Below are 18563 nucleotides of genomic sequence, written 5' to 3'. Positions count from 1 at the left end.
CCTATTTCTCCGTCTCGACCAGGCCGCGCACGAACAGCCGCTGCATGAACACCACCACCGCGACGGGGGGCAGCATCGCCAGAACGGCCGTTGCCATTGCGAGCTGCCATTCGGCCAGTTCGTCGGTCGTCGTCAGCATCTTCTTGATGCCGGTGACGATGGTCTGCATCGAATCCTGCGTGGTGATCAAGAGCGGCCACAAATACTGATTCCAGCCATAGATGAACTGGATCACGAACAGCGCCGCGATCGTGGTGACCGACAGCGGCAGCAGCGTGTCCTTGAAGAACCGGAACGGTCCGGCGCCGTCGATGCGGGAGGCTTCCAGCAACTCGTCCGGCACGGTCATGAAGAATTGCCGGAACAGAAGCGTGCCGGTGGCGGATGCGATCAAGGGCAGGATCAGCCCGGCATAGGTGTCGAGCATATGCAGGTCGGCCACCACCTTGTAGGTCGGATAGATGCGAACCTCGACCGGCAGCATCAGGGTGACGAAGATGATCCAGAACGCGGTCTTGCGGAACGGAAAGCGGAAATACACCACGGCGTAGGCGGACAGGATCGAGATGATGATCTTGCCCACCGCGATGCCGAGCGCCGAGATGAACGAGTTCATCAGGAGATGTCCGACCGGTTCGCGGCTGGTGCGCGAGCCGCCGACGAAGATGGCGCGGTAATAGTTTTCGAGCGTCTGGCTTCCCGGCGACAACGGCATGTTGCCGCCGACCACGGTTCCGGCGTCGTGGGTCGAGGCGATCAGCGCCAGATAGACCGGAAAGGCCACGATAAAGACGCCGAGCGTCAGGATGGCGTAGGCGATGACGTCGTTCCAGGGGCGGTGCTCGACCATCAGTACTGCACCTTGCGCTCGACGTAGCGGAACTGGATCGCGGTCAGCGCGATCACGATCACCATCAGCACCACCGATTGCGCGGCCGAGCCGCCGAGGTCGCCGCCGAGCCGTCCGTCCGCATAGACCTTGTAGACCATGGTGGTGGTGGCGCCGGCAGGACCGCCGCCGGTCACCGCGTCGATGATGCCGAACGTATCGAAGAACACGTAGACGACGTTGACGACCAGCAGGAAGAAGGTGGTCGGCGACAGCAGCGGGAAGACAATGGTCCAGAACCGCCGCATCGGGCCTGCTCCGTCGATCGCGCCGGCCTCGATGACGCTTTTCGGGATCGACTGCAGCCCGGCCAGGAAGAACAGGAAGTTATAGGAAATCTGCTTCCACACCGCGGCCATCACCACCAGCATCATGGCGTGGTCGCCGTTCAGCACCGGATTCCAGTCGAAGCCCATCCAGCGCAGCGGCCGCGCCAGCGTGCCGAGCGACGGATGGAACATGAAGAACCACAGCACGCCGGCCACGGCCGGCGCCACCGCATAGGGCCAGATCATGAAGGTCTTGTAGACCGGGGCGGCTTTCAGGTTCTTGTCGGCCTGGGTTGCGAACAACAGCGCGATCGACAGCGACAGCACCGCAACCAGGGTCGAGAACACCAGCGTCGTCAGCATCGCGGCGTAATATTCGGGCTGCGCGAACAGCGCCTGGTAATTCTCCAGGCCGATGAATTCGGACCTGAGCCCGAAGGCGTCCTCACGCAGGAAGGATTGCCAGACGGCCTGGCTGGCAGGCCAGTAGAAAAATACGAATGTGATGATGAGCTGCGGCACGAGCAACAGGTAGGGGAGCAGCTTGCCGTTGAAGACCGCAGACTTTTCCATTCAGGCCGACTTGCTCTTTCCCGACTCGCTCATTCAGACGTCCCGGCATTCTCAGGCGAGGCGGGACAGGCTCCCTCTCCGAAAAGGAGAGGGAGCTGTTTGGGATGGCCTACTTTGCGGTCTTTTCAAACGTCCGCAACACGGCATTGCCGCGCGCCACGGCGGCGTCGAGCGCCTCCTTGGCGGTCTTCTTGCCGGCAAGGGCTGCTTCCATTTCCTCGGCCCAGAGGTCGCGCATCTGCACCATGTTGCCGAAGCGCAGGCCGCGTGAATTCGCCGTCGGCTCCTTGTTGGTCAGTTCCTTGAGCGGCGTTTCCAGCACCGGGTTCTTTTCGTAGAAGCCGGACGCCTTGGTCTTTTCATAGGCCGCCTTGGTGATCGGCAGGTAGCCGGATTCCTGATGCAGCTTGGCCTGGCGGTCGGTGTCGGAAAGGAACGCGAAGAACTTCGCCACGCCCTTGTATTCCTCGGGCTTCTTGCCGCCCATCACCCACAGCGACGCGCCGCCGATGATCGAGTTCTGCGGAGCTCCGGCGACATCGGGATAATAGGGCATCGGCGCCGAGGTGAAATCGAATTTGGCGGTGCCTTTGGCGGTCCCGTAATAGCCCGAGGAAGTCAGGAAGATCGCGCACTCACCCGAGCCGAAGCGGGCTTCACCGGCGTTGGCGCGGCCCGCATAGTCGTAGGTCTTGTCTTTCTGAAGGTCGATCAGGTTCTGCAGGTGCTTGACGTGCAGCGGCGAGTTGAACTGCAGCTCGGTGTCGAAGCCGTCGAGCCCGTTCGACTTGGTGCCGATCGCGACGTTGTGCCAGGCCGAGAACTGCTCGATATGGACCCATGACGCCCAGGCGTTGGAGAAACCGCAGGTCGCATGACCCGCCGCCTTCAGTTTCTTGGCCGCATCGAACACTTCCGGCCAGGTTTTCGGGATTGCGGCGATGCCGGCCTTCTTCAGCTCATCCTTGTTGATCCACATCACCGTCGACGACGAGTTGAAGGGAAACGACAGCATCTCGCCCTTGGAGGTCGAGTAGTAGCCCGTGATCGTCGGCAGGTAGGCCTTGGGATCGAACGGTTCGCCGGCATCCTTCATCAGCTGGTACACCGGCTTGATGGCGCCGGTGGCGCTCATCATGGTCGCCGTGCCGACCTCGAACACCTGCATGATGTGCGGCGCGTTGCCGGCGCGGAACGCCGCGATGCCGGCGTTCATGGTGTCGGCATAGCCGCCCTTGAAGGACGGCACGACCTTGTAGTCCGACTGGCTGGCGTTGAAGTCTGCCGCGAGCTTGTTGACGACGTCATTGTTGCCGCCGGTCATGGCGTGCCACCACTGAAGCTCCGTCACCGCTTGAGCGGGACTGGCGAGCGCGAATGTAGCCGCCAGCGTGGTGGCGAGGCCGAAGTGTCGAAGCATCATAGAAATTCCTCCCGGTTGGACCATCATCTTCGTTTGGCGCGATAACAGCGCTGGATGACGTGCAAATGACCGTATAAGCGAAACTATGATATTGGGGAAGCGGCGGCCAAGGGAAGCGGGAAAATAGGTGGATGCGTTCGCATCCATCGAGGTGGTGGCCCCGGCACCGCCGGGACGACCCCTGATACGTTCGCGATCTGGTCTCAGCGCTTCCGTTCGCTGCCGCAGACCGCGCCCCTGGCCACCAGGGCCTCGATTTCGGCCTTGGAGTAACCGAATTCGCCGAGCACCTCGGCGGTGTGCTGGCTGAATTTCGGCGGGGTGCGGCGCAGGCTCGGCTTGCTGCGCGAAAGGCGGATCGGCGAGGCGACCCCCTTGTACCAGTCCTTCTCGATGACGTCGCCGCGGTGGGCGGTATGGGCGCTGGTCAGCGCCTGGTCGATCGACTGCACCGGGCCTGCCGGCAGGCCGGCGGCGAGCAGGCGGTCGCACAGCGGCCCGGCGTCGAACTGGCTGAACACGGCGGCGAGCTCGCTGCGCAGCGCATCGCGGTTGGCGATGCGGTCCTTGTTGCGAGCAAATCGCGGATCGGTGCCGAGTTCGGGCTTGCCGATCTCGTTGGCCAGCTTGCGGAAGGTGCCGTCATTGCCGACGCCGATGAAGATGTTGTCGGTGCGGGTCGGGAAGATCGCGTAGGGCACGAGATTGGGATGCTCGTTGCCGGTCAGGCTCGGCGGCTTGCCGTGCATGAAATAATTCGCCGCGTGCGGATGCATGATGGCGAGGCCGGTTTCGTACAGCGTGGTTTCGAGAAACTGCCCGAGGCCGGATTTCTGCCGTTCCGACAGCGCCATCAGGATGCCGATCGCGGCGTAGAGCCCGGTGGTGATGTCGACCAGCGGCACGCCGATCCGCATCGGCCCGCTTTGCGGCGAGCCGGTCGCGGCGATCATGCCGGTCATGGCCTGGATGATGGCGTCATAGCCGGGATTGCCGCCGCGCGGGCCGTCGGCGCCGAAGCCGGAAATCCGGCAGTGCACCAGCCTCGGAAATTTCGCGCGCAGCACGTCGTTGCCGATGCCCCATTTGTCGAGCGTGCCTGGCTTGAAATTCTCGATCAGGACGTCGGCGGTTTCCAGCATCTTCATCAGAACGCTGCGGCCGCCCTCGCAAGCGAGGTCGAGGCCGATCGAACGCTTGTTGCGGTTGATGCCGACGAAATAGGCCGCGTCCTCGCCGTGGAACGGAGGGCCCCAGTCGCGCACCTCGTCGCCGGCCGGCGGCTCGACCTTGATCACGTCGGCGCCGTGATCGGCGAGGATCTGCGTGCAATAGGGTCCGCCGAGCACGCGTGTCAGGTCGATCACGCGCAATCCGGTCATTGCGCCGGGAGCAGCTTGTGAACTCATGGAAAGCAACCTTCGCTCAGGATGAAAATGGATTTCCTGAGCTATCGGTCTTCAGGCTAGGCGGCAATGCCTTCTCGCGCACAGGCGCATGACGGGACAGCCGTCGCGCGGGTTGCGGTAAATTCCACGCGGCGAACGGCCCGCCGGTCATCGCGGCGGGCCATCCGGTACAGCCGTCACACGACGGTCAGGCGAACATCGACATTGCCGCGGGTGGCGTTGGAATAGGGGCATACCTGGTGCGCCTTCTGCACCAGCGCCTCGGCGTCGGCGCGCGGGATGCCCGGCAGCGAGACGGCGAGATCGATATCGAGGCCGAAGCCGCCGGCCGAGCGCGGCCCGATGCCCACGGTCGAGGTCACCGCCGCATCGGCGGGCACCTTCGGGCCGCCTTGCGAGGCCACGAACTTCATCGCGCCGATGAAGCAGGCGGCGTATCCGGCGGCGAACAGCTGCTCGGGATTGTTGCCTGCGCCGCCGCCGCCGCCCAGTTCCTTCGGCGTGGCCAGCTTGACGTCCAGCGCTCCATCGAGCGTGGCGGCGCGGCCATCGCGGCCGCCGTTGGCCTTGGCGCTGGTCTTGTAGAGCACGTTCACGGACATGGGTGGTCTCCCTTGCTTGCTTCGGTTTCGATGCCCGTTATATTGCGCATAATTAGATTGTGCGCAATATAAAATATCTGATTTCACATTTAATTGTTCGCAATTGAATATCGGCGCCGAAAAGCGCAGATTGGGACCGGAATCTTCAATTCCGCGATGAGGTTAGCCATGGTCAGGAAACAGGCGGCGGACCAGCCGCTGCGGCTCGACAACCAGATCTGCTTCGCGATCTATTCGACCGCGCACGCCTTCAACCGCGTCTACAAGCCGCTGCTCGACCGGCTCGGCCTGACCTATCCGCAATACCTCGTGATGCTGGTGCTGTGGGAGCGCGACGGCGTGCCGGTCAAGGATATCGGCGAGCGGCTGTTCCTGGATTCCGGCACGCTGACGCCGCTGCTCAAGCGGCTGGAGGCGGCGCGTCTGGTCAGACGCACCCGCAGCACCGAAGATGAAAGGCAGGTTTTGATCGCACTGACGCCGCAGGGGCAGGCGCTGCGGGAAACCGCCCGGGCGGTGCCCCAATCCATCCTCGCCGCCTCGGCATGCTCGATCCCAGAACTTTCGGCGATCAAGAACGACATCATCGCGCTGCGCGACCGGCTGAATGCGTTGGTCTCGGAATAGCCGAAGGTGTCAGAAGCGTTTCTTCGCGAATGCCCGGCCGGAATGCGATTTGAGATATTTCTCGAATTCCAGCGCCTTGTACTTGTTCGGGAAGGCGCAGTACCAGACCAATTCCCAAGGCTTGAATTTGGCGGTGTGGGTCGACTTACCGGCATTATGTTCCGGTAGCCGCCGCTTCAAATCGGCGGTTGCGCCAACGTATTCCTGTTCGGGAAAATTGATACTGCGGATGATGTAGACGTACCACATGGCTGCCTCCAGCCCGTCGTCGCCCTTCGGGCTATGCCGGGCACCACGCTTCGCCCTTCGGGCATCACGTGGCTGCGCCACGCGTAGCCCGAAGGGCGAAGCGTGGTGGAGCCAGGCGGGATCGAACCGCCGACCTCTTGCATGCCATGCAAGCGCTCTCCCAGCTGAGCTATGGCCCCGTAAGTCTTCCGCGCGCCTTGGGCGACGCGCGGGGCAGAACCCAGAACACAGTTCGGGGTTTATCTCAAGTCTCTTCGTCGCCTCCGACGTCGCCGATGATGTCGGTCACGTCCTCGTCGCCCTCTTCCTCGTCGGCGATGAAGGTGGAATCGTCATCGTCGTCGTCTTCGATGGTCTCGTCGATCTCGATGTCGTCTTCCGACTCCGGAACGACGGCCTTGACCTTGCCGGTGTTCTCTTCGGCATCGGCTTCCTCGAGCGGCACCAATTCTTCGGCTTCCGCGGGCTCCGGCATGGCCTCGGCGTTGGCGGCGGCGGATGCTGCAGCGGCGCGCGCCGCGGCGTCGGCGCGGGTCCGGGGCGGCGGAATCGGCGCAATCGGCACGACCTCCCCGGTGTAAGGTGAGATCACCGGGTTCTTGTTGAGGTCGTAGAATTTCTTACCCGTCGTCGGGCAAATGCGTTTGGTTCCGAGATCGGATTTGGCCACGTGTGGAATCCTGGGAATTTCTGAAAAACGGTGCTTCACTTGGCTAGTTGCCGCGCCCCTGTCAATAGCGCTCTGCGCGCATTCCGACAGCCGCGTGACGCGGTGCGGGTCATGTGATACCTGCCGCCCCCGTAGAGGACACAATCTTGACCCAATCTGACCAACCGAGGCCGCTTGAATCCCGCGCCAGCGGGCCCCTGACCGGCAAAGTCCGCGTTCCCGGCGACAAGTCGATTTCCCATCGTGCCCTGATCCTGGGCGCGCTCGCGGTCGGCGAAACCCGGATCGCGGGCCTGCTCGAGGGCGAGGACGTGCTCAATACCGCCAAATCGATGCGGGCGCTGGGTGCGAAAGTGGAGCGGACCGGCGATTTCGCCTGGGTCGTGCGCGGCGTCGGCGTCGGCGGGTTCGCGGAACCGCAGGCCGCGCTCGATTTCGGCAATTCCGGCACCGGCTGCCGGCTGGTGATGGGGGCCGTGGCCGGCTGCCCGATTACCGCGGTTTTCGACGGCGACGCCTCGCTGCGCTCGCGGCCGATGCGGCGGGTGCTCGATCCGCTGGAATTGATGGGGGCGAAGGTGATGGCGAGCGGGGAAGGCGGCCGGCTGCCGCTGACGCTGCAGGGCGCGCGCGATCCGCTGCCGATCCTCTACCGCACCCCGGTGGCCTCGGCCCAGATCAAGTCCGCGGTGCTGCTGGCGGGGCTGGCCGCGCCCGGCGTCACCACCGTGATCGAGACCGAGGCGAGTCGCGACCATACCGAACTGATGCTGAAGCACTTCGGCGCCGAGATTGTCTCGACGCGGGAAGGCAGCCATGGCCGCAAGATATCGCTCACCGGCCAGCCCGAACTGCACGGCGCCGAGGTCGTGGTGCCGGCCGATCCGTCTTCCGCGGCGTTCCCGATCGTGGCGGCGTTGATTGTCGAAGGTTCCGACCTCGTTCTGTCCGATGTCATGACCAATCCGCTGCGCACCGGGTTGTTCACGACGCTGCGGGAAATGGGCGGATCGATCGAGGAAAGCCAGGTCCGCGGCGATGCCGGCGAACCGATGGCGCAATTCCGGGTGCGCGCCTCGAAGCTGCGCGGCGTCGAGGTGCCGCCCGAACGCGCGCCGTCGATGATCGACGAATATCTGGTGCTCGCGGTCGCAGCCGCCTTTGCCGAGGGAACCACCATCATGCGAGGCCTGCAGGAATTGCGGGTCAAGGAATCCGACCGGCTGGAGGCCACCGCCGCCATGCTGCGGGTCAACGGGGTCAAGGTGGAGATCGTGGGCGACGACCTGATCGTCGAAGGCAGGGGTCATGTTCCCGGCGGCGGCCTTGTCGCCACCCACATGGATCACCGCATCGCGATGTCGGCGCTGGCGATGGGGCTGGCCTCGGACAAGCCGGTGAAGGTCGACGACACCGCTTTCATCGCCACCTCGTTTCCGGATTTCATCCCGATGATGCGCTCGCTGGGAGCGGAGTTCTCATGATCATCGCCATCGACGGACCGGCCGCCTCAGGCAAGGGCACGCTCGGCAAGCGGCTCGCCCATCACTATGGCTATCGTCACCTCGATACCGGCGTGATCTACCGCGCGGTGGCCAAGGCGCTGCTGGATGCCGGCGCCGATCTTACCGACGAGGCCCGCGCGGTCGCCGTCGCGATGGAACTGGATCCCGAAAAGTTCGGGAATCCCGCGCTGAAGACGCAAATGGTGGGCGAGGCGGCCTCGGTGGTCTCGGCCATCCCCAGGGTGCGGGAGGCATTGGTCAATTTTCAGCGCCAATTCGCCGCCGATCCGCCCGGCGCGGTGCTCGACGGTCGCGACATCGGCACCGTGATCTGCCCGAACGCCGATGTGAAGATCTTCGTCATCGCCGACCCCAAGGTCCGGGCCCGGCGCCGGACCCTGGAGGCGCGGGCGAGGGGCGAGGAGGCCGACGAGGCCCTGGTGCTGGCGGATATCCTCAAACGCGACGAACGCGACCAGAACCGGGCCATAGCCCCCCTGAAGGCGGCCCCGGATGCTTACTTGCTCGATAACTCGCATTTGGATATAGAAGGCGGCGTCCGGGCCGCCATCGACATTGTCGAGGCCGTCCGAGCGGGCCGGCAGCGGGTTTGAGCGCTCTCAAACTAAACCGCTGCCGTCATTGGAGGAAAGCCCGCTCCCGGCTTCGAGATCGATAAGCTCAGGCCCCGGACACAATCAACGTATCGAACGTGCAGTCATGCTGCCGGCCCGCTCTCGCGATTGTTCGCGGATAGCGGTCGTCAGGGTTTGCGGAACCTCGACACTTCACGCGCGACACGCCCTTTAACCCGAATGGCCGGCTTTACCCGCATCTGGAGAACAAATGGCTTCGACTGCTGCTTCATATAATCCTTCCCGCGACGATTTTGCCGCGATGCTCGACGAGAGCTTTGCCGGCGGCAATCTGCAGGAAAGCTCCGTCATCAAGGGCACCGTTGTCGCGATCGAGAAGGACATGGCCGTCATCGACGTCGGCCTGAAGACCGAAGGCCGCGTGGCGCTGCGCGAATTCGCCGGGCCCGGCCGCGAAAGCGAACTCAAGGTCGGCGACGTGGTCGAGGTGTTTCTCGACCGCATCGAGAATGCGCTCGGCGAAGCCGTGCTGTCGCGCGACAAGGCGCGCCGCGAGGAGAGCTGGGGCAAGCTCGAGAAGGCCTTCAACAACAACGAGAAGGTGCACGGCGTCATCTTCAATCAGGTCAAGGGCGGCTTCACCGTCGATCTCGACGGCGCAGTGGCGTTCCTGCCGCGCTCCCAGGTCGATATCCGTCCGATCCGCGACGTCGCACCCTTGATGAACAATTCGCAGCCGTTCCAGATCCTCAAGATGGATCGGCGCCGCGGCAACATCGTGGTGTCGCGCCGCACGGTTCTGGAAGAGACCCGCGCCGAGCAGCGCCAGGAACTGGTGCAGAACCTCGAAGAGGGTCAGGTGATCGACGGCGTCGTCAAGAACATCACCGACTACGGTGCGTTCGTCGACCTCGGCGGCATCGACGGCCTGTTGCACGTCACCGATATCGCCTGGCGCCGGGTCAATCACCCGACCGAGGTGCTCACCATCGGCCAGACCGTGAAGGTCAAGATCATCAAGATCAACCACGAGACCCACCGCATTTCGCTCGGGATGAAGCAGTTGCTGGACGATCCGTGGCAGGGCATCGAGGCCAAGTACCCGCTGAACGCGCGCTTCACCGGCCGCGTCACCAACATCACCGACTACGGCGCGTTCGTCGAACTGGAACCAGGCATCGAAGGCCTGATCCACGTCTCGGAAATGTCGTGGACCAAGAAGAACATGCACCCCGGCAAGATCGTTTCGACCTCGCAGGAAGTCGAAGTGCAGGTGCTCGAGGTCGATTCGGTCAAGCGCCGCATTTCGCTCGGCCTCAAGCAGACCATGCGCAATCCCTGGGAAGTGTTCGTCGAGAAGTTCCCGGTCGGTTCGGTGGTCGAGGGCGAGGTCAAGAACAAGACCGAGTTCGGCCTGTTCCTCGGTCTCGAAGGCGACGTCGACGGCATGGTCCATCTGTCCGATCTCGACTGGAAGCTTCCGGGCGAGCAGGTGATCGACAACTTCAAGAAGGGCGACATGGTCAAGGCCGTGGTGCTCGACGTCGATGTCGAGAAGGAGCGCATCTCGCTCGGCGTCAAGCAGCTCGAAGGCGACCCCTTCGCCGAGCCGGGCGACGTCAAGAAGGGCGCGGTCGTGACCTGCGAAGTGCTCGAGGTCAAGGAAAGCGGCATCGAGGTCAAGATCTCCGGTACCGACTTCACCACCTTCATCAAGCGGTCGGAACTGGCCCGCGACCGCAACGACCAGCGCGCCGAACGTTTCGCCGTCGGCGAAAAGGTCGATGCGCGGGTGATCCAGTTCGACAAGAAGGCCCGCAAGGTGCAGGTCTCGATCAAGGCGCTGGAAGTCGCCGAAGAGAAGGAAGCCATCGCGCAGTACGGCTCCTCCGATTCGGGGGCGACGCTGGGCGACATTCTCGGCACCGCGCTCAAGCAGCGCACCGACAAGTAAGCCTTCGCGCCTTCCGTCTTTACCAATCGGGCCCCGGTTTCGACCGGGGCCCTTTTTGTTTCTTCCCCTCTCCCCCCAAGGGGAGAGGGAAGAAGGGGCCTTGTTTTCTTCATATTGCATCGCAATTGATGTAATTGAGGCACGACATGTTAGGGCTGTGCGGAGAATACCGTGCGATCCCTCCACGGCCGCTTCCTGGGAGATTTTTCGATGTCGCTTGATTCAGACGTGATCGTCGATCGCCGCCGGATACGCCGCAAGCTGACGTTCTGGCGCGTGGTCGCCGCCGTGGTCGCGATCGCGGCCGTCGTCACCGTCGGCGTGGTCGCGACGCCGGCCGGACGCGGCACCTTCACGACGTCGGGATCGATTGCGCGGGTTCATATCGACGGCCTGATCCGCAGCAACAATGATCGCATCGAGGCGCTGGAGCGGCTGGAAAAATCGCGCGCCGCGGCCGTCGTCGTGCACATCAATTCGCCCGGCGGAACCACCGCGGGCTCCGAGCAGCTCTACGACGCGCTGGTGCGCCTGAAGGCGAAGAAGCCCATGGTGGTCGTGGTCGAGGGGCTGGCGGCGTCGGGCGGCTACATCACCGCGATCGCGGCCGATCATATCGTCGCGCAGCAAAGCTCGCTGGTCGGCTCGATCGGCGTGCTGTTCCAGTATCCGAATTTCACCGAACTGTTGAAGACCGTCGGCGTCAAGGTCGAGGAAGTGAAATCCTCGCCGCTGAAAGCAGCGCCCAACGGTTTCGAGCCGACCAGCCCTGAGGCGCGCGCAGCCCTCGATGCGCTGGTAAAGGATTCCTACGCATGGTTTCGCGGCCTCGTGAAATCACGGCGCGGCATCGACGACGGCCTGCTCGAGAAGGTCGCGGACGGACGGGTCTTCACCGGCCGCCAGGCGCTCGATCTCAAGATGGTCGATCAGCTCGGCGACGAGAAGACCGCCATTGCGTGGCTGGTCGCGCAGAAGGGCGTCAAGGCCGATCTGCCGGTGCGCGACTACAGGCTGTCGCCGCACCTCAGCGACCTGACTTTTCTGCGAACCGCGGCCTACATCACGCTGGACGCGCTCGGCCTGAGCGTGATCGCGCGGCAGGTCGAGCACGCCGGCCTCGCCCAGGCCGTCGATCGCCTCGGTCTCGATGGAATGCTGGCGCTGTGGCAACCTGCGGGGGGCAATTGATCCGTAAAAATCCGGTGTCGGTGCCGTCCTCCCGCATTGCGGGTATCGTCACAATCCCCAATCCGGCCGTTTGTCACGCCTTTTCGCGCCGCCCAAAATTGATTTAGCGTCTTGACAGTTCAAGGTATTTTCACGGAAATGGATATCCGCACGTTCCCGGGTCCCAGTCTCGATGATCAAATCCGAACTTGTTCAGCGTATCGCCGAGCACAACCCGCATCTTTACCAGCGGGATGTCGAGAATATTGTGAACGCGATCCTCGATGAGATCGTGGCAGCCCTGGCGCGCGGCGACCGGGTCGAGCTGCGTGGCTTCGGCGCGTTCTCGGTGAAGCATCGCCCCGCCCGCGCCGGCCGCAATCCGCGCACCGGAGCGCATGTGCCGGTCGATCAGAAGAGCGTTCCGTTTTTCAAGACCGGCAAGGAAATGCGCGAACGGCTGAACCGCGACAGCGGGGCTTCCGACGCCGGCGCATAGGCGTTTCACGCCGGTTGGCCGCGGGGTTCGCAAGCCACTAGCGGAATGGGCCAAGGGCCTCCGTCAACGCGAGAGATGGTCATGCGAAAGTTTCTCACGGCTCTGGTCGTCATTCCCCTTGGCCTGTTCTTCGTCATCTTTGCGGTCGCCAACCGCCATCTGGTGACGGTGTCGTTCGACCCGTTCAATTCGACCTATCCGGCGGTCGGGGTGACGCTGCCGCTGTTCGTCGTCATCATCGCAGTGGCGATCCTCGGTGTGGTGGCGGGCGGCTCCGCGACCTGGTTCCGGCAGCGCCACTGGCGGCGCGCCGCGCGTCAGCACGAGGCCGAGGCGCGGGCGGCCCGGACGCAACTGGCCGATCTCCGCGCAAGCCCGGCGGCCTGGCGCGGCGATCCGCAGCGTCTTCCGGCGCTGACGCAGGGCAGCGGTTACGGGTCCGGCGGGCGAGACAAGCAGGGCGCGACGTTGTAGAACCCGCCCCGTCAGCCCGGTTTAAAGCACCTGTTTTCGTTGCCCGAAGGAACCATGTCCCTGCTCGTCAAAATTTGCGGCCTATCCACGCGCGAGACGCTCGACGTCGCGCTGCAGGCTGGCGCCGACATGGTGGGGTTCGTGTTCTTTCCGCCGTCGCCGCGGCATCTCTCGCTCGAGACGGCGCGCGAACTCGGCCGCCAGGCGAAGGGCCGCGCCGTCAAGGTGGCGCTCACCGTCGATGCCGACGACGCCACGCTCGGCAATATCGTCGAGGTGCTGCAGCCCGACATCCTGCAGCTGCACGGCAAGGAAACCGTGGCGCGGCTGCGCGACATCAAACGGGTCTTCGGACTGCCGGTCATGAAGGCGCTTCCGGTCGAGACTGCGGCCGATCTCGTGCCGTTGCCCGGCTATGCCGCGGTCGCCGACCGCATCCTGTTCGACGCCCGCGCTCCCAGGGACGCCACGCGTCCGGGCGGCCTCGGCGCGGTGTTCGACTGGCATGTGCTCGAAAATCTCGATCTCGGACTGCCGTTCATGGTCTCCGGCGGGCTCAACGCCGATAACGTCGCGGAGGCCGTGCGCGTTACCCGCGCCGGCGGCGTCGATGTTTCCTCGGGCGTCGAGCGTACGCCCGGCGTCAAGGATCCCGAGATGATCCTCGCCTTTATCCGCGCCGCGCGCGCCACCGAAGAGTTGATGGTTCGATGAATCCAGCCTTACCGAATTCCTTCCGCAGCGGTCCCGACGAGCGCGGCCATTTCGGCATTTTCGGCGGCCGCTTCGTCGCGGAAACGCTGATGCCGCTGATCCTCGATCTGGAAAAGGCCTATGCCGACGCCAAGGCCGATCCGGCGTTCCAGGCGGAGATGAACGGCTACCTCAAGCATTATGTCGGCCGGCCGTCGCCGCTCTATCTCGCCGAGCGCCTGACCGAGCATCTCGGCGGCGCGAAAATCTATTTCAAGCGCGAGGAGCTGAACCATACCGGCTCGCACAAGGTCAACAATGTCCTCGGCCAGATCATGGTGGCGCGGCGGATGGGCAAGAAGCGCATTATCGCCGAGACCGGCGCCGGCCAGCATGGCGTCGCCACCGCGACGCTATGCGCGCGGTTCGGGCTCGAATGCGTGGTCTATATGGGCGCGGTCGACGTCGAGCGGCAGCAGCCCAACGTCATCCGCATGGAAATGCTCGGCGCCACGGTGGTCCCGGTGCAATCGGGCTCGCGCACGCTGAAGGACGCGATGAACGATGCGCTGCGCGACTGGGTCACCAACGTGCACAACACCTTCTACTGCATCGGCACCGTCGCCGGTCCGCATCCCTATCCGATGATGGTGCGCGACTTCCAGTCGGTGATCGGTGACGAGACCCGGGTGCAGATGCAGGAGGCCGAAGGCCGCCTGCCGGATTCGCTGGTCGCCTGCATCGGCGGCGGTTCCAACGCCATGGGGCTGTTCCATCCGTTCCTCGACGATCCCGGCGTCGAGATTTTCGGCGTCGAGGCGGCGGGCCACGGGCTGACGCAGTTGCATGCGGCCTCGATCGCCGGCGGCCGGCCGGGCGTGCTGCACGGCAACCGCACTTATCTGCTGATGGACGACGACGGCCAGATCCAGGACGCGCATTCAATCTCGGCGGGGCTGGATTATCCCGGCATCGGGCCGGAGCATTCCTGGCTGCATGAGACCGGCCGGGTGACCTATCTGTCGGCGACCGATGACGAGGCGCTGGCGGCATTCCAACTGCTGTCGCGGCTCGAAGGCATCATTCCGGCGCTGGAGCCCGCGCACGCCATCGCCAAGGTGATGGAGCTCGCGCCGAAGCGTCCGAGGGATCACCTGATGGTGGTCAATCTGTCCGGCCGCGGCGACAAGGACATTCCGCAGGTGGCGGACATTTTGCGGGGGAGGAAGAAGTGAGCACCCGCATCGACGCACGTTTTGCCGAGCTGAAGAAGCAAGGCCGCTCCGCCTTCATCACCTTCCTGATGGCCGGCGATCCCGATCCCGCGACCTCGCTCGAGATCGTCAAGGCGCTGCCGAAGGCGGGCGCCGACATCATCGAGATCGGCATGCCCTTCACCGACCCGATGGCCGACGGCCCGGCGATCCAGGCGGCCGGCTTGCGCGCGCTGAAGGCCGGCATGACCCTGAGGAAGACGCTGGCGATGGTGCGCGAGTTTCGCAAAGGCGACAACGCGACGCCGCTGGTGCTGATGGGCTACTACAATCCGATCTACATCTACGGCGTCGATAAATTCCTGGTCGACGCGAAATCCGCCGGGGTCGACGGCCTGATCATCGTCGATCTGCCGCCCGAGGAGGACGTCGAACTGTGCCTGCCGGCGATGCAGGCCGGGCTCAATTTCATCCGGCTGGCGACGCCGACCACCGACGACAAGCGGCTGCCCGCGGTGCTCGCGAATACCTCGGGCTTTGTCTATTACGTCTCGATCACCGGCATCACCGGCAGCGCCAGCGCCAATACCGCCGTGGTCGGCGAGGCGGTCGCCCGGATCAAGCGGTACACCCAACTGCCGGTTTGCGTCGGGTTCGGCATCCGGACCCCGGAAGCCGCGCGCGGTATCGCCGAGCATGCCGACGGTGCGGTGGTCGGCACCGCGCTGGTCGATGCCCTGGCCGCCAGCCTCGATGCCCAGGGCCACGCGACGGCGAAAACGGTTACCGCGGTGGCCGATCTCGTGGCGGCCCTGGCGCAGGGCGTGCGGGGAGCCAAACAGGCTGCGGAATAAGCCACAATTACGGTGGAGATAGACCGCAAGCTGTGGCTTGCCGGGGGATACCCCCACCGCCATATATTCCAGTCGGCTATTCAAATCGGCGCGTATTTGACCGCATTTCGGAGCGAAACATGAATTGGCTCACCAACGTCGTCCGGCCGAAGATCCGCAGCATCCTGCGCCGCGAGACGCCGGAGAATTTGTGGATCAAGTGCCCCGATTCCGGGCAGCTCGTTTTCTACAAGGACGTCGAGGCCAACCAGTTCGTGATTCCCGGCTCGAACTACCACATGCGCATGGGCGCGGTGGCGCGGCTGAAATCGATCTTCGACAACGAGACCTGGTTCGACGTGGCGCTGCCCGAGGTGACCGCCGATCCGCTGAAATTTCGCGACGAGCGTAAATATGCCGACCGCATCAAGGATGCCCGCGCCAGGACCGGGCTGAACGACGCCATCAAGGTCGGCTACGGCAAGCTCGAGGGCGCCGGCGTCGTGATCGCGGTGCAGGATTTCGATTTCATGGGCGGCTCGCTCGGCATGGCCGCCGGTGAAGCGATCGTGCGCGGGCTCGAGCTCGCGGTCGAGAAGAAATCGCCGTTCATCGTGTTTGCGGCCTCCGGCGGCGCCCGCATGCAGGAAGGCATCCTGTCGCTGATGCAGATGCCGCGCACCACCGTCGGCGTGCAGATGCTGCGTGAGGTGAAACAGCCCTATATCGTGGTGCTGACCAATCCGACCACCGGCGGCGTCACCGCCTCCTATGCGATGCTGGGCGACGTGCAGATCGCCGAACCCGGCGCGCTGATCGGCTTCGCCGGCGCCCGCGTCATCGAGCAGACCATCCGCGAGAAATTGCCGGAAGGGTTCCAGCGCGCGGAATACCTGAAGGACCATGGCATGGTCGACATGGTCGTGCATCGCCACGATCTGCGCCCGACTTTGGCGCGGCTCTGCCGGCTGCTGACGAAATCGCCGGCGGCGGAAACCGCCGCGAAGCCCGCAGCCCCGGTCATTGACCCGGCCCAGATCGTCTCGGGTGCGGACGTGGCGCCGGCAGCGCCCCACGCGTGAACGAGCCTGCGGCAAAACGGGGCCAGCCGCTCGGCGAATTGATCGCGCGGCTGTCCGCGCTGCATCCGAAGCAAATCGATCTCGATCTCGAGCGGATGCAGCGGCTGCTGCAGCGGCTCGGACATCCCGAACGCCAATTGCCGGCGGTGATCCACGTCGCCGGCACCAATGGCAAGGGCTCGACCATCGCGTATCTGCGCGCGATCCTGGAAGCGGCCAATCTGCGCGTCCACGCCTATACCTCGCCCTATCTGGTGCGGCTCAACGAATGCTTTCGCTTAGGCGCAGCCGGCGGCGGCGCCCTGGTCGGCGATGAAGAGCTGCGCGCCGCGCTGGAACATTGCGAGCGCGCCAATGCGGGTGCTCCCATCACCATCTTTGAAATTGAAACCGCGGCGGCGTTCTGCCTGTTCGCGCAGCATCCGGCCGACGTGGTGCTGCTGGAAGTCGGTCTCGGCGGACGGCTCGACGCCACCAATGTGGTCGAGGCTCCGATGGCGACCGTGATTGCGCCGGTCAGCATGGATCACACCGAATTTCTCGGGCAAACCCTGATGACGATCGCCCGCGAAAAGGTCGGCATCGTCAAGCGCAACGTGCCGGTGATCTGCGCCGAGCAGGCGCCCGAGGCGATCGCCATCATCGAGCAACAGGCGAGGCGCATGCACGCGCCGCTGTACCGGGCCGGGCAGGAGTGGCACGTCAATGTCGAGCGCGGACGCCTGGTCTATCAGGACGAACGCGGCTTGATGGACCTGGCGGCGCCGAAGCTGTTCGGCCGACATCAGTTCGACAATGCCGGCCTCGCCATCGCCACGCTGCGCGCGCTGGACGCATTGAAGGTCGATAGCGCGGCGTTCGAGGCCGGCGTCGTCGGCGCCGAATGGCCGGCGCGGATGCAGCGGCTGGCGGCGGGCGCGCTGGTGGACCAGGCGCCGCCGGATTGCGAGATCTGGCTCGACGGCGGACACAATGCCGAGGGCGGACGCGTCGTCGCCGCAGCGCTCGGCGATCTCGAGGAGCGGGTGTCGCGTCCGCTGGTGGTCATCGTCGGCATGATGGCCAACAAGGATGCCACCGGGTTTCTCGCCAACTTCGCCGGGCTGACCCGCCACATCATCGCGGTGCAGATCCCGGATCGCGACAACGCCATGCCGCCGGACCGGCTGGCGGATGCCGCGCGTGGCCTCGGCATGCGCGTGGAAACGTCAGGCAGCGTCGAAGCCGCCTTGGGTTCGCTCACCCGCCTCGCCTACGAGGTGCCGCCGCGCATCCTGATCACGGGGTCGCTGTATCTCGCGGGCCATGTGCTTGGCCTCAACGGCACGCTGCCGGGATAGATCGACAGCTCGATGCGTTTTGCCGCGATCGCCGGCATCGGCGCTGGCGACCGGGTGGATCCGGTGACGCAAAACAAAACGGCCGGCGATGAGCCGGCCGCTTTCAGAAAAGTCGATACACAGGAGGCGGATCAGACCGCGGCGGTGATCCACTGCTGCAGCTTCGCCTTCGGCGCGGCGCCGACCTGGCGCGAGGCCATCTCGCCGCCCTTGAAGATCATCAAGGTGGGGATCGACATCACGCCGTATTTCGAGGCCGTCTTCGGGCTCTCGTCGACGTTCAGCTTCACGATCTTGACCTTGTCGCCCATCGCGCCGGAAATCTCGTCAAGCGCGGGCGCGATCATGCGGCAGGGGCCGCACCATTCGGCCCAGAAATCGACCACGACCGGGCCGGTCGCCTTGAGCACTTCGGCTTCGAAATCGGCGTCAGAAACCTTGCCAACGGCCATGGAAATATACCTCGTTCGGGTTGGTTGGAGAGCGCGGCTA

Annotated in this window: 20 protein-coding genes and 1 tRNA gene; 12 read left to right on the top strand and 9 right to left on the bottom strand. The window is 64.5% G+C overall.

What is annotated here, in order from left to right:
* Nucleotide 1: 1 nt before the first annotated feature.
* The 5 genes from ugpE to KMZ68_RS00470 form a co-directional block, all read right to left on the bottom strand.
* Nucleotides 2–850 carry a sn-glycerol-3-phosphate ABC transporter permease UgpE gene (gene ugpE / locus KMZ68_RS00490; protein ID WP_215604221.1) on the bottom strand — a complete coding sequence of 283 codons (849 nt, stop codon included), beginning with the start codon at nt 848–850 and terminating at the stop codon, nt 2–4.
* Complete coding sequence (gene ugpA / locus KMZ68_RS00485; protein ID WP_215604220.1) at nt 850–1731, bottom strand: sn-glycerol-3-phosphate ABC transporter permease UgpA; 882 nt, start codon at nt 1729–1731, stop codon at nt 850–852. The genes ugpE and ugpA overlap by 1 nt, the downstream gene beginning before the upstream one ends.
* A 109-nt stretch (nt 1732–1840) precedes the next feature.
* Nucleotides 1841–3154: a sn-glycerol-3-phosphate ABC transporter substrate-binding protein UgpB gene (gene ugpB / locus KMZ68_RS00480; protein WP_215614002.1), complete on the bottom strand. Its 1314-nt coding sequence runs from the start codon at nt 3152–3154 to the stop codon at nt 1841–1843.
* Nucleotides 3155–3357: 203 nt separating this feature from the next.
* The gene (locus tag KMZ68_RS00475) at nt 3358–4563 is read right to left on the bottom strand and encodes a CaiB/BaiF CoA transferase family protein (protein ID WP_215614001.1); all 1206 of its coding nucleotides are present in this window, start codon (nt 4561–4563) and stop codon (nt 3358–3360) included.
* 176 nt (nt 4564–4739) lie between these two features.
* Nucleotides 4740–5165 (bottom strand): organic hydroperoxide resistance protein, encoded by a 426-nt coding sequence (locus KMZ68_RS00470; RefSeq protein WP_215614000.1) that lies wholly within the window; start codon nt 5163–5165, stop codon nt 4740–4742.
* Between the two features lie 168 nt (nt 5166–5333).
* On the opposite strand from KMZ68_RS00470, the gene KMZ68_RS00465 reads away from it, so the two are divergent.
* On the top strand, nt 5334–5792 hold the full coding sequence (locus KMZ68_RS00465) for a MarR family winged helix-turn-helix transcriptional regulator (RefSeq protein ID WP_215613999.1): 459 nt from the start codon (nt 5334–5336) through the stop codon (nt 5790–5792).
* Nucleotides 5793–5801: 9 nt separating this feature from the next.
* Here KMZ68_RS00465 and KMZ68_RS00460 read toward each other — a convergent pair whose 3' ends face one another.
* The 3 genes from KMZ68_RS00460 to KMZ68_RS00450 all read right to left on the bottom strand — a co-directional run bounded on the left by KMZ68_RS00460 (nt 5802) and on the right by KMZ68_RS00450 (nt 6711).
* Nucleotides 5802–6041 carry a GIY-YIG nuclease family protein gene (locus KMZ68_RS00460; RefSeq protein ID WP_215613998.1) on the bottom strand — a complete coding sequence of 80 codons (240 nt, stop codon included), beginning with the start codon at nt 6039–6041 and terminating at the stop codon, nt 5802–5804.
* A gap of 103 nt (nt 6042–6144) precedes the next feature.
* A tRNA-Ala gene (locus tag KMZ68_RS00455) sits at nt 6145–6220 on the bottom strand.
* A gap of 65 nt (nt 6221–6285) precedes the next feature.
* Nucleotides 6286–6711 (bottom strand): TIGR02300 family protein, encoded by a 426-nt coding sequence (locus KMZ68_RS00450; RefSeq protein ID WP_215613997.1) that lies wholly within the window; start codon nt 6709–6711, stop codon nt 6286–6288.
* Nucleotides 6712–6857: 146 nt separating this feature from the next.
* Between KMZ68_RS00450 and aroA the strand changes: the two genes are divergently transcribed.
* The 11 genes from aroA to KMZ68_RS00395 all read left to right on the top strand — a co-directional run bounded on the left by aroA (nt 6858) and on the right by KMZ68_RS00395 (nt 18071).
* Nucleotides 6858–8195, top strand: coding sequence for a 3-phosphoshikimate 1-carboxyvinyltransferase (gene aroA / locus KMZ68_RS00445; RefSeq protein WP_215613996.1), 1338 nt, complete (start codon nt 6858–6860; stop codon nt 8193–8195).
* The gene (cmk, locus tag KMZ68_RS00440; protein ID WP_215604213.1) at nt 8192–8830 is read left to right on the top strand and encodes a (d)CMP kinase; all 639 of its coding nucleotides are present in this window, start codon (nt 8192–8194) and stop codon (nt 8828–8830) included. Before aroA ends, cmk begins: the two co-directional genes overlap by 4 nt.
* A gap of 232 nt (nt 8831–9062) precedes the next feature.
* A complete protein-coding gene (rpsA, locus tag KMZ68_RS00435) occupies nt 9063–10766 on the top strand; it encodes a 30S ribosomal protein S1 (RefSeq protein WP_215613995.1) in 1704 nt (567 codons plus the stop codon).
* Nucleotides 10767–10976: 210 nt separating this feature from the next.
* On the top strand, nt 10977–11957 hold the full coding sequence (sppA, locus tag KMZ68_RS00430) for a signal peptide peptidase SppA (protein WP_215613994.1): 981 nt from the start codon (nt 10977–10979) through the stop codon (nt 11955–11957).
* Between the two features lie 172 nt (nt 11958–12129).
* Nucleotides 12130–12435, top strand: coding sequence for an integration host factor subunit beta (locus tag KMZ68_RS00425; RefSeq protein WP_215604210.1), 306 nt, complete (start codon nt 12130–12132; stop codon nt 12433–12435).
* An 81-nt stretch (nt 12436–12516) separates the two neighbouring features.
* Nucleotides 12517–12909, top strand: a complete 393-nt coding sequence (locus KMZ68_RS00420; RefSeq protein ID WP_215613993.1) for a LapA family protein — start codon at nt 12517–12519, stop codon at nt 12907–12909.
* A gap of 54 nt (nt 12910–12963) precedes the next feature.
* Complete coding sequence (locus KMZ68_RS00415) at nt 12964–13623, top strand: phosphoribosylanthranilate isomerase (protein ID WP_215613992.1); 660 nt, start codon at nt 12964–12966, stop codon at nt 13621–13623.
* The gene (gene trpB / locus KMZ68_RS00410) at nt 13620–14837 is read left to right on the top strand and encodes a tryptophan synthase subunit beta (protein WP_215613991.1); all 1218 of its coding nucleotides are present in this window, start codon (nt 13620–13622) and stop codon (nt 14835–14837) included. The genes KMZ68_RS00415 and trpB overlap by 4 nt, the downstream gene beginning before the upstream one ends.
* Complete coding sequence (gene trpA, locus KMZ68_RS00405; RefSeq protein WP_215613990.1) at nt 14834–15670, top strand: tryptophan synthase subunit alpha; 837 nt, start codon at nt 14834–14836, stop codon at nt 15668–15670. Before trpB ends, trpA begins: the two co-directional genes overlap by 4 nt.
* Nucleotides 15671–15789: 119 nt before the next feature.
* A complete protein-coding gene (gene accD / locus KMZ68_RS00400; RefSeq protein WP_215613989.1) occupies nt 15790–16731 on the top strand; it encodes an acetyl-CoA carboxylase, carboxyltransferase subunit beta in 942 nt (313 codons plus the stop codon).
* Nucleotides 16728–18071 carry a bifunctional folylpolyglutamate synthase/dihydrofolate synthase gene (locus tag KMZ68_RS00395; protein ID WP_249779484.1) on the top strand — a complete coding sequence of 448 codons (1344 nt, stop codon included), beginning with the start codon at nt 16728–16730 and terminating at the stop codon, nt 18069–18071. Before accD ends, KMZ68_RS00395 begins: the two co-directional genes overlap by 4 nt.
* Before the next feature lie 131 nt (nt 18072–18202).
* Here KMZ68_RS00395 and trxA read toward each other — a convergent pair whose 3' ends face one another.
* Nucleotides 18203–18523, bottom strand: coding sequence for a thioredoxin (gene trxA, locus KMZ68_RS00390; protein ID WP_016847387.1), 321 nt, complete (start codon nt 18521–18523; stop codon nt 18203–18205).
* Nucleotides 18524–18563 lie beyond the last annotated feature (40 nt).

It is taken from the genome of Bradyrhizobium sediminis (assembly GCF_018736105.1).
In the GTDB taxonomy this organism is placed as follows: domain Bacteria; phylum Pseudomonadota; class Alphaproteobacteria; order Rhizobiales; family Xanthobacteraceae; genus Bradyrhizobium.
The sequence above is the reverse complement of the archived record's forward strand: the minus strand, read 5'-3'. Positions and strand labels throughout refer to the sequence as shown.